Source organism: Methanoculleus sp. UBA430 (genome assembly GCF_002506585.1).
In the GTDB taxonomy this organism is placed as follows: Archaea; Halobacteriota; Methanomicrobia; order Methanomicrobiales; family Methanoculleaceae; genus Methanoculleus.
This window is the reverse complement of sequence record NZ_DAXW01000014.1, coordinates 49,479-60,730: the sequence shown is the minus strand read 5'-3', so window position 1 is coordinate 60,730 and position 11,252 is coordinate 49,479. Positions and strand designations below refer to the sequence as shown.

General features: G+C 65.6%; 7 protein-coding genes. 3 read left to right on the top strand and 4 right to left on the bottom strand.

Annotated elements, in window-relative coordinates; all coding sequences use genetic code 11:
* Positions 1 to 477 precede the first annotated feature (477 nt).
* Positions 478 to 2,925: a plasma-membrane proton-efflux P-type ATPase gene (locus tag BRA49_RS10675; RefSeq protein WP_292385953.1), complete on the top strand. Its 2,448-nt coding sequence runs from the start codon at positions 478 to 480 to the stop codon at positions 2,923 to 2,925.
* 6 nt (positions 2,926 to 2,931) lie between these two features.
* Here the strand turns inward: BRA49_RS10675 and ppsA are convergent, their stop codons facing one another.
* The 4 genes from ppsA to gpmA all read right to left on the bottom strand — a co-directional run bounded on the left by ppsA (position 2,932) and on the right by gpmA (position 8,253).
* A complete protein-coding gene (gene ppsA / locus BRA49_RS10670) occupies positions 2,932 to 5,370 on the bottom strand; it encodes a phosphoenolpyruvate synthase (RefSeq protein WP_292385951.1) in 2,439 nt (812 codons plus the stop codon).
* On the bottom strand, positions 5,367 to 6,422 hold the full coding sequence (locus tag BRA49_RS10665; RefSeq protein ID WP_292385949.1) for an NAD(P)-dependent oxidoreductase: 1,056 nt from the start codon (positions 6,420 to 6,422) through the stop codon (positions 5,367 to 5,369). The genes ppsA and BRA49_RS10665 overlap by 4 nt, the downstream gene beginning before the upstream one ends.
* Positions 6,423 to 6,434: 12 nt before the next feature.
* Positions 6,435 to 7,442 (bottom strand): type I glyceraldehyde-3-phosphate dehydrogenase, encoded by a 1,008-nt coding sequence (gap, locus tag BRA49_RS10660; protein WP_292385947.1) that lies wholly within the window; start codon positions 7,440 to 7,442, stop codon positions 6,435 to 6,437.
* Positions 7,443 to 7,506: 64 nt separating this feature from the next.
* Positions 7,507 to 8,253: a 2,3-diphosphoglycerate-dependent phosphoglycerate mutase gene (gpmA, locus tag BRA49_RS10655; RefSeq protein ID WP_292385945.1), complete on the bottom strand. Its 747-nt coding sequence runs from the start codon at positions 8,251 to 8,253 to the stop codon at positions 7,507 to 7,509.
* Positions 8,254 to 8,509: 256 nt separating this feature from the next.
* On the opposite strand from gpmA, the gene BRA49_RS10650 reads away from it, so the two are divergent.
* Together BRA49_RS10650 and BRA49_RS10645 are read left to right on the top strand one after the other, a co-directional pair.
* Positions 8,510 to 10,153, top strand: coding sequence for an META domain-containing protein (locus BRA49_RS10650; RefSeq protein ID WP_292385943.1), 1,644 nt, complete (start codon positions 8,510 to 8,512; stop codon positions 10,151 to 10,153).
* 247 nt (positions 10,154 to 10,400) lie between these two features.
* Positions 10,401 to 11,252, top strand: an 852-nt coding sequence (locus BRA49_RS10645) for an META domain-containing protein (RefSeq protein ID WP_292385941.1), incomplete at its 3' end; no start/stop codon positions are given.

Sequence of the window (11,252 nt, the reverse complement as noted above, 5' to 3'; positions counted from 1 at the left end):
ACCTGGTGAGACAGGGGATGGGGGCAAGCCCCCCTCCCCGTCAGCCCCTCCCCCAGGGGCGATAGCCACCACGGTCCACTGCAGCGGGACAGGCCCGGGGAAGAACCGGATCTAGAGCCACACACGGACACGGCTTCCCACTGGGTATCCCCACGCACTGCCCCCGCCCCTTGGGGCTGGGAACGACTGCTGGAACAGCAGGAGTTGGAGCACCGCAGGTGCGACTGAGGAGGCCGCAGGCCGGGCGGGGTGGGGTTGCGGGTACCGCCTTGCGAGAGACAGGAGAGGTCCCACCCCCCGTGGCGATAGCCCCCACGGTCCTGTGTATGGGGATAAACCTGGGGACAGGCCAGAGTCCAGACCATCCCTCTACCTGCGCCCCCCGAACGCGGCTTCCCTGGGTATCCCCACAAACACACCGGGCCCGGAGGCCAGCAGGCGGCACCTATATACGATCCGATAGAGAGGGCGGCAACCATGGAGCACGAGGCGATCAGCACCGACGAGGCCCGGGGCATGGCCGTCGACGACCTCTACCGGGCCCTCTCCTCCCGGCGGGAAGGTCTCTCCCAATCCGAGGCGAACGACCGGATCCGGACATACGGCTACAACGAGCTCCCCGAGAAGGAGGAGAGCGCGGTCAAAAAGTTCCTGCGCTACTTCTGGGGCCCCATCCCCTGGATGATCGAGGCGGCGCTTATCATATCCGCCGCCATCGGGCGCTGGGAGGACTTCGCGATCATCCTCGCCCTCCTCCTCGTCAATGCGATCGTCGGTTTCTGGCAGGAACGCCAGGCCGGGAACGCCATCGCCATGTTGAAACAGCGGCTCGCGCTCGAGGCGAGGGTGCTTCGCGACGGCAAGTGGCAGAAGATCACCGCACGGGACCTCGTTCCCGGCGATATCGTCCGGGTCCGGAACGGGGATATCATCCCTGCCGACATCAAACTCGTCGAAGGAGACTTCCTTTCTGCCGACGAGTCCGCCCTCACCGGGGAGTCGATGCCGGTCGAGAAGCACGCCTCGGATACGGCTTACTCCGGCTCCACCGTCAAACAGGGCGAGATGACGGCGCTCGTGGTGGCTACGGGGGATGCGACCTTCTTCGGCCGGACCGCCCGGCTCGCCGGGGAGGCGGTGACGACGAGCCACTTCCGGAAGGCCGTCGTCAGGATCGGCGACTACCTGATCGTGCTCGCGGTCGCCCTCGTCACCGTGGTCTTCATCGTCTCGCTCATCCGGCAGGAGAGCATCCTTGATACCCTCCAGTTCGCGCTCGTCCTGGTCGTGGCGGCCATCCCCGCGGCAATGCCGGCCGTCCTCTCGATCACCATGGCCGTGGGGGCGACGGCGCTTGCGCGGAAGGAAGCCATCGTCAGCAGACTCGTCGCCATCGAGGAGATGGCCGGGGTGGACGTCCTCTGCACCGACAAGACCGGGACGATCACGGAGAACAGGCTCACCCTCGCCGAGGTCGTCCCGTTCGAGGGGTTCGGGAAGGACGACGTCCTGCTCGCCGCCCTCCTCGCTTCCCGTGAGGAGGACCGGGACCCCATCGATATCGCGATCATCGAGTCGGAAGATGCGCAGGGTCTCAGGGACCGGCTCTCCTCCTTTACCGTCACCGGCTTCAAACCGTTCGACCCCGTGGCGAAGCGCACCGAGGCCACGGTCCGGGGCGCCGACGGCCGCGAGTTCTCGGTCGCAAAGGGCGCTCCGCAGGTAATCCTCGCCCTCGCCGGCGGAGGAAAAGACCTTACCGAAACGGTCGACCGCCTCTCCGAAACCTTCGCCGGGAAGGGCTACCGGATGCTCGGCGTCGCAAGGAGCGATGCCCCCGGCGCCTGGGCCTACGCCGGCGTTCTCGGCCTTCACGACCCGCCCCGCGCCGACTCCGCGGCGACCATCGGGACGGCGGCGAAGATGGGGCTCGACGTCAAGATGGTCACCGGCGACCACGTAGCGATCGCCCGGGAGGTTGCGCGGGAAGTGGGCCTCCGGCCGGAGATCGCCACCGCCGATGCCTTCGTCAAGGAGAGCGACCCGAGAGCCGCGGAGATCGTCGAGCAAGCGGCCGGGTTCGCCGAGGTCTTCCCCGAGCACAAGTACCGGATCGTCTCCCTCCTCCAGTCGCGGGGGCACATCGTCGGCATGACCGGCGACGGCGTGAACGACGCCCCCGCCCTCAAAAAGGCGGACGTCGGGATCGCCGTTGCCGGGGCCACGGATGCGGCGAAGTCGGCGGCCGCGATCGTCCTCACGAAACCCGGCCTCTCGGTGATCATCGATGCGATCAAAGAGAGCCGGATGATCTTCGAGCGCATGACCCACTACGTCACCTACCGGATCGCCGAGACCATCCGCGTCCTCTTCTTCATCACCCTCTCGATCCTGATCTTCGGGTTCTTCCCGATAACCGCCCTGATGATCGTCCTCCTTGCCCTCTTAAACGACATACCGATCATGACCATCGCCTGGGACAACGTCCTCTACTCCCGGTCCCCCGAACGGTGGAAGATGCGCGAGATCCTCACCCTCGCGACGATCATCGGGTTTGTGGGCGTCGTATCCTCGTTTACCATGCTCGCCATCGCACAGGGTCCGCTCAACCTCCCCCTGGAGGTCATCCGGTCGCTCATCTTCCTCAAACTCGCGGTTGCCGGCCACCTCACCGTCTTCGTCGCCCGCACCCGGGGCCCGTTCTGGTCCGTCCGGCCCGCACCGGTCCTGCTCGGGGCGGTGATCGTCACGCAGACGGTCGCGACCCTGATCACCGTCTACGGGGTATTCATAGAACCCATCGGCTGGCCGCTTGCGGCGTTCGTCTGGGTCTACGCGCTCATCTGGGCGCTTGTGATCACGGACCCGGTGAAGGTCTACGCTTACCGCCTCATCGACCACGCCGGTATACGGTTCGCCCGGTGAGGGGTATCACCGGGGTACCGGGGCCGCCCTCTTCGCGCCCCTGAGCCGCTCCTCCGCCTCCGCCACCCGGAGGGTGATCTTGAGGATCGCATCGGGCTCGACCGATATCGAGTCGATTCCCTGCTCCACCAGGAAGTCGGCGAACTCCGGATAGGTGCTCGGCGCCTCGCCGCAGAGCCCGCTGTGCCGATGGTTCCGCCGGCAGCCCTCCACGGCCATCGCGACCATCCTTTTAACGGCCGGGTCGCGCTCGTCGAAGGCCCCGCCCACGACCGCCGAGTCGCGGTCGATGCCGAGGACGAGCTGGGTCAGGTCGTTTGAGCCGATCGAGAACCCGTCGAAGTACTCGCTGAATGCATCTATCTCGACGACGTTGCTCGGCACCTCGCACATCTGGTAGACCTGGAGACCGTTCTCACCCCGGCGCAGATCGTTCTTTTCGAGCTCCTCGATGACTCTCTTTGCCTCCTCCGCCCGGCGGCAGAATGGGATCATGATGATCAGGTTCGCGAGGCCCATCACTTCTCTCACCCGCTTCAGCGCCCGGCACTCGAGGCTGAATCCCTCCCGGTAGCGCTCGTCGTAGTAGCGGGAGGCACCGCGGAAGCCGAGCATCGGGTTTGCCTCCTTCGGCTCGAAGTAGGTCCCGCCGAGGAGGCTCGCGTACTCGTTCGTCTTGAAGTCGCTCGTCCGGACGACGACGGGGTTCGGGTAGAACGCCGCGGCGATGGTCCCGACCCCCTCCGCGAGCCTCTCGGCGAAGTACTCCTCACCGTTCGGGTAGCCGTAGGTGAGGTCCGCGATCGATTGCCGGACGGATTCGTCCTCGACCCGGTCGGGGTGGACAAGTGCCATCGGGTGGACCTTGATGTAACTGCTGATGATGAACTCCATCCGGGCGAGGCCTATGCCGTCGTTCGGGACCATCGCCAATCCGAAGGCCGCGTCGGGGTTCCCCAGGTTCATCATCACCTCGGTCTTCGGCCGCCGCAGGTCCGAGAGCCGGGTCCTCTCGACGTGGAACGGGAGGGCTCGATCGTAGACGAACCCCTCCTCGCCCTCGGCGCAGCTCACCGTCACCTCCCGGCCCGTCGGGACCTTCTCGGTCGCGTCGCCCGTCCCGACGACCGCAGGGATGCCGAGTTCCCGGCTGACGATCGCCGCGTGGGAGGTCCGCCCGCCCCGGTTCGTCACGATGGCGGCGGCCGTCTTCATCACGGGCTCCCAGTCGGGCGTCGTGGTGTCGGAGACCAGGACCTCCCCCGGCTTGAACTCCGGGAGGCGGCTGACGTCGGTGACGATCCGGGCCTTCCCGACGGCGATCTTATCGCCGATGCTCTTTCCGGCGGCAAGCACCGTCCCGCGCTCGTCAAGGCGGTAGGTCTCGAGGACGTCTCCCGCCTTCTGCGACTGCACCGTCTCGGGCCGGGCCTGGACGACGAAGAGCTCCCCGGTCTCGCCGTCCTTCGCCCACTCGATATCCATCGGCACCGGCTTTCCGGCCTTCTCCGAGTAGTGGTCCTCGATCGTGAGCGCGTACCCGGCAAGCGTCAGGATCTCGTCGTCGCCGATGCAGAACCTTTTTTGGTCGGCTTCCGGGACATCGACCCTCCGGGTGACCTCCTTCTCGCCCCCGTGGCCGTAGATCAACTTCACCCGCTTCTCCCCGACGTTCTTCCTGACGATGGCCCGGTGCCCCTTCCGGAATGTCGGTTTGAAGACGTAGAACTCGTCGGGGTTGACGGCGCCCTGAACGATCATCTCGCCGAGGCCGTAGGACCCCGTGATGAGGACGACGTCCCGGAAACCGGTATCGGTGTCGAGCGTGAAGATGACCCCGCTTGCGGCGAGGTCGGAGCGGACCATCTTGATGACCCCGACCGAGAGGGCGACCTTGAAGTGGTCGAAGCCGTTGTCCACCCGGTAGGCGATCGCCCGGTCTGTGAAGAGGGAGGCGAGGCACCGGACGTAGGCCTCCCGGAGCGCCTGGTAGCCGCGGATGTTCAGGAAGGTCTCCTGCTGGCCCGCGAACGAGACCGTCGGGAGGTCTTCGGCGGTGGCGCTCGACCGGACGGCGACGTCGGCGTCGGGCCCGTACTCGTCGCAGAGCATATCGTAGGCTGTCCGGATCTCATTCCAGAGGTCGTCGGGGACCCCTGCCGAAAGGATCAGGTCGCGGGCCCGCCTTCCCCGCTCTGCGATGTCGGCGACGTCGCTGCGGTCGAGCCCGGCAAGTGCCTCTTTGAGGTCGTCGAGAATCCCTGCGGATGTAAGGACGTGCCGGTAGCCTTCGGCAGTCACGGCGAACCCGTCGGGGATCTTCACGCCCTGCGGGGTCAGCTGGCTATACATCTCGCCGAGCGATGCGTTCTTCCCGCCGACCAGGCCGACGTCCTCGTTCCTGATATCGGCGAGCCAGCGGATGTAGGTAGCGTCCTGCTTCATGCTCCCCCTCCGGCAGGGGCCTCTGCCGGGACCCGGTAGGTCCCGGCGACGACGTTCTGCGGGTTCCCGGCAAAGAAGGCCCGTATATTCTCGATGCTTGCATCGAGGATCCGGTCGACCGCCTCCCGCGTGTTGAAGGCGTTATGGGGCGTGAGGATCGCCTTATCGGAGTGCAGCAGGCCGAAACTCTCGAGCGCATCCCGGAGATCGTCCTCCGACGCCTCGCCGGCGCCCTGGAACTCCTCCTGGATCCAGACTTCTTCGCCCTCGAAGGTGTCGAACGCGACTCCCCCGAGGTGACCTTCGCGCAGGGCGTCCGCGACCGCTCCCGTATCCACCACGCCGCCCCGGGAGGTGTTGACGAGGAGCACGGTATCTTTGACCAGCCGCAACCGTTCTGCATCGATCAGGTGGTGCGTCGCCTTCGTGTAGGGGACGTGCAGGCTGATGACGTCCGCCTGCCGGAGAACGTCGTCGAGGTCCACGTAGCGGACGCCGTACTCCTCTGTGAGGGCCGGGTTCGGCTTCAGGTCGTAGGCGATCACCTCCATCTCCGCCGCACGGGCGATGCGGGCGAGGTGCGACCCGATGCGCCCGGTCCCTATCAGGCCGAGGGTCTTACCGGCGAGGTCCATCCCCTGGAGTCCGGCCCGCGAAAAGTCGCCCCGGTCCGTTCGCTCAAACGTCGGCCTGAACCGCCGGGCAAGGGCCAGGATGAGCCCGAACGCGAACTCCGCGACCGTGGTGTCGCCGTAGCGCGGGACGTTAGAGACGGCGATCTTCCTCTCCCGGCAGGCGACGAAGTCGATGTGGTCGAACCCCGTGGACATGGCGGCGATCATCTTGAGGTCCGGCAGCCGGTCGAGGACCTCGCGGGTGACGCGCGACATGACAAAAACCCCGATACCTTCGGCGCCATGGGCAAGCGAGACGTTCTCGATCGTGAGCGGTTCGGCATAGAGGGCGACGTCGTAGCCGCCCTCGCCGGCGAACGCCCTCCGGGTCACATCCTGCTCGTGCTCATCGAGGCCGAAGAAGACGAGTCTAACCATGGTGCGTCCCCCTCACTCCCGGGAGGCCATGTATGAGGCGATGTCGACCATACGTTTCGCGTACCCGAACTCGTTGTCGTACCAGACCAGGACCTTGACCATCCGCCCGCCGACGACGCTCGTCGAGCGCCCGTCGACGACCCCGGAGTGCGGGTCGCCGACGATGTCGGCCGACACGATCGGGTCCTCGGTATACGCGAGGTACCTCTGCATCGATCCTTCCGCCGCCTGCTTCATCGCGGCGTTCACCTGGTCCGCCGACGTCTCCCGCGAGAGGTCCGCGACGATATCGAGCACCGACCCGTCGGGGATGGGAGCCCGGATTGCAATCGCGTCCATCTTCCCGGTGAGCTCGGGGAGGACACGCGTGGTGGCGACGGCTGCGCCGGTCGATGTCGGGATGAGCGAGACCGCTGCGGCACGGCCCCGGCGGGGTTTCTTCGTTGCCCGATCAACCAGCGCCTGAGTGGCGGTGTAGGCGTGGATCGCCGTCGCCATCAGCCGTTCGACGCCGAACGTGTCGTTCAAGACCTTCGCCGCCGGCGCAAGCGCGTTGGTCGTGCAGGAGGCGTTCGAGATGACCGTATGCTTCGCCGGGTCGTACTCCCCCTCGTTGACGCCGAGCACGACCGTCTGGTCCGCGTCGGGCGAGGGCGCGCTGATGACGACCCGGGACGCTCCGGCTTCCAGGTGCTTTGCAGACCTCGCCCGCTCGGTGAAGCGCCCCGTGCATTCGAGCACCATCTCCACGCCGAGGTCCTTCCACGGGAGGCGGGCGGGGTCCCTCTCGTGGAGCACCCGCACCTCGTGCGACCCGAACCGGAGCCGGTCCGCTCCGGCCTCGACCGGGAACGGCGCCCGCCCGTGGACCGAGTCGTACTTCATCAGGTAGGCGAGTTCTTCCGTCGGGTTTGGATCGTTCACCGCGACGATCTCGATCTTCTCCGACGTATCGGTGAGGTAGTTGTAGAGGACTTTCCGCCCGATCCGCCCGAATCCGTTGATGGCAACCTTTTTCATGACACTTCCCCCTGTCAGACTGAGGCCCCCTCTGCGGGAGGGTATATATGATCTTTGCCACCGGCTACCCCGGCCCGGCCTGCCGGGCCACACCCCGTGCGGCCGCCGCAATCTCCTCCGGGTCGCCAAGGTAGTGGTGCCGGACGGCCTGCAGGCTCCCGTCCAGTTCGTAGACGAGGGGATAACCGGTGGGGATGTTGAGGCCTGCGATCTCGTCGTCGGGAACCCCGTCAAGGTGCTTGACCAGAGCCCGGAGGCTGTTGCCGTGGGCGGCGACCAGGACCGGCCTGCCCTTCCGGAGGTCCGCCGCGATTCGTCCCTCCCAGCAGGGGAGCACCCGCTCCAGCGTGTCGTGCAGGGACTCGGTCGAAGGAAGGCTCTCCGGGTCCAGGTCGGCGTAGCGGGGGTCGAACCGCGGGTGCCTCGGGTCGTCCCACGCAAGCGGCGGCGGCCGGACGTCGTATGCCCGGCGCCAGAGATGCACCTGCTCCGCACCGTACTCTTCGGCGGTCTCCTGTTTGTTTAAGCCCTGCAGGGCGCCGTAACTCTTCTCGTTTAACCGCCACGACCGGTATACCGGGACGTACATGAGGTCGAGGTCGTCCATGACGATCCAGAGCGTCCGGATGGCCCGCTTCAGGACGGAGGTGTACGCGACGCGGAACGTATACCCGCCGTCCCTGAGAAGTTCCGCCGCCCGGCGGGCTTCCTGTAGCCCGCTAGGCGAGAGGTCCACGTCGGTCCAGCCCGTGAACCGGTTCTCCCTGTTCCAGAGGCTCTCGCCGTGCCGTAAAAGGATCAATGCCACCATTGTGCTCATCTCCCGCGCCCGGTATACTCTTCCTTCCCGGATAAATGACGTGTATGCAGGGAAGACAATCCCCGTGGAGCGGCCGAACCGTTCAGATACCCCACGAGCCGCCCGTGCAACCTCAATGAAGCGTGTAGCGGCAAGAACCAAAATTCCGGGTATTCTCTCTCGGTTTGCCGAACCGGCTCCGTATAGGTTCGATTTTTTTCGTAGTCAAGCATGCTTTTATCTCTCTTTCCCGCCCATATGCTGTTGTATGGCACTGAACAGAAGAAACAGAAGCCACATCCTCGCGACGGCATCGCTGCTTGTTATAACTGCGGCATGCATCATCGCCGCGGGCTGCACGGCGGGTACGTCGGCGCCCGGTGCGGTCTCCGGGCTCAACGGAGTCACCTGGTCGCTTGACTCCTATCTCGACGAGAACGACACGCTCATCCCGGTCCTCTCCGGAACTGAAGTCTCCGCCCGGTTCGACGACGACGGCAAGGTCGGCGGCTCTGCCGGGTGCAACTACTACGGCGGCAACTACAGCCTTGATGGAACAGACCTCTCGGTCTCCTCGCTCGTCCAGACACTGAAACTCTGCACGGAGCCCGAAGGCATCATGGACCAGGAGGCCCGGTTCATGGAACTCCTCGGCTCGGCGGCAGGCTGCCGGATCGAGGATGAACGGCTCATTCTCACCGACGCGGACGGCACCGACGTCCTCGTCTTCACGAAGGAAGAGCCCGCGGAACTCGCCGGAACCTCCTGGGAACTTGCAACCCTCTCCGATGAGAACGGCGCGATGATCCCGGTCCTTGCCGGTACGAATGTTACGCTCGTCTTCGGCGCGGACGGCGGGCTCGGCGGCTCTGCCGGGTGCAACAGTTACGGCGCGGACTGTACCGTGGACGGCGCGAACCTCACCATCGAGCCGCCCATACGGACCGAGATGTATTGCAGCGAGCCGCCGGGTCTCATGGACCAGGAGGACCGCTACCTTGCGCATCTCACCAATACCTCCTCCTACCGGACGGAAGGCGGCCGGTTGATCTTCACCGACCACGAGGGTGCAGATCTCCTGGTCTTCGAACCGGTCGCCCCGACGCCCGACCTCCCGTTCACCGGGACGGACTGGGTGCTTGAGGCCTACAGCACCGGTGGAGACGCGGTCTCTTCGGTGCTCGCCGGGACGACGATCACCGCGAACTTTGCCGACGGGAACGTCACCGGCAACGCCGGGTGCAACCACTACGGCGGCCAGTACAGTCTCGACGGCGCGACCCTCTCGGTCTCCTCGGTCTACAGCACCCTGATGTACTGCGAGACGCCCGGCGTCATGGAGCAGGAAGGGAGGTTCATGGGTCTCCTCGCGAACGTCTCCTCCTACCGGGTCGAGGGTGACCGCCTGATCCTCACGGACACGGAGGGAACCGACGTGCTCTTCTTCGTGCAGGCACCGGAGGTCCCCCCGGCCCCGCTCACCGGGACCGGGTGGACGCTTGAGTCCTATAGCCTGAACGGCGAGGCGATCTCCTCGGTGATCGCCGGGACGACGATCACCGCAGAGTTCTCGCCTGACGGAAACGTCACCGGCAACGCAGGGTGCAACTCCTACGGGGCAGGCTACGTGCTCGACGGTGCAAACCTCACCATCGAGCCGCCTATCAGCACGAAGATGTACTGCAATGAGCCGGAGGGCGTCATGGAGCAGGAGAACACGTATCTGAATCTCCTGAGCAGCGTCTCGTCCTACCGGGTGGAGGGCAATCGCCTGAGCCTCGCGAACGAGGCAGGCACCGACCTGCTCACCTTTGTGCAGGCACCGTCGAGCGAAGGCCGGTGGATGTCTCCGCCCGATGGGGGCGACTACGACCTCCTCGATGAAGACGGAAATGTCGTAGCCTCGTACTGAGCGCAGATCCCCCTATCATGGCGTGACCTCCCGGTTTCAGGTGCCGGAAGGCCCCGGCATTCTTCTCCTTTCTTTTCCTCCTCTCTCCATAGTAAGGCGTCGCATCACGAGCCAGAGTCGGTTCGGAGTTCTTACAGCGGATCGACGCTGCACCCATCCAGCAACCCGGAAGCAGGCGATTGAGAGAACCTCGATGAAAATAGGTTATTTTTTCTTCTTTTTCCACCTACACCTATTCGTGGTACCGATGATCGGAGATGGGCATACCATACTCGCAAAGATCGCGCTCACGATCATCGTGGCGGCATGCCTCGTCTCGGCCGGCTACTCCGGCGGGACGGGAACGCCTCCCGACGACGCCGACCAGGTCGCCGAACCCCTTGCGGGGACGGCATGGGACCTGGTCGCGTTCCGCGCCGATAACGGCTCCGTCGCCGCACCCCTTCCGGGGGCGCAACCGCTCATCATCTTCGGCGACAGCGGCACGCTGTCTGGCTCCGCAGGATGCAACCTCTATGCGGCCTCTTACCGGATCAATGGTTCCGGCATCAAGGTAGAACCCGTCGCCGTCACGGCGGCATACCCCGCGAAGGCGCAGGAACTCATGCAGCAGGAGAGCCGCTACCAGGAACTCCTCGTTGCGGCTGCCTCGTACCGGATCGAGGACGAACGGCTGGTCCTCTCCGGGCCGTCGGGCCGCGACCTGCTCATCTTTGCCCGGGAAGAGCTGCCTGAGAGCGTGCCGCTCCTCGATACGGAGTGGCAACTCTCCCGCTACTGCACCGAGGGCAGCACCGTCGTCTCGCCGGTCCCCGGCACCACCATCAACCTGACGTTCGACCCGGACGGCACGCTCTCCGGGTCGGCGGGGTGCAACGCCTACTCGGCCCCCTACCGGGTCAACGAGACGGGGATCGCCGTCGAGCGGATCATCGCAACGAAGGCCTCCGCGACCGGGCCCGAGGGGATCATGGAGCAGGAGGCCACGTATCTCGCCCTCCTCCGGACGGCGGCGGGCTACCGGATCGTCGGCGACACCCTCGTGGTCATCGACGGCAACGGCCGGGCGATCCTCTTCTATACGCGATGTTCCGAAGGA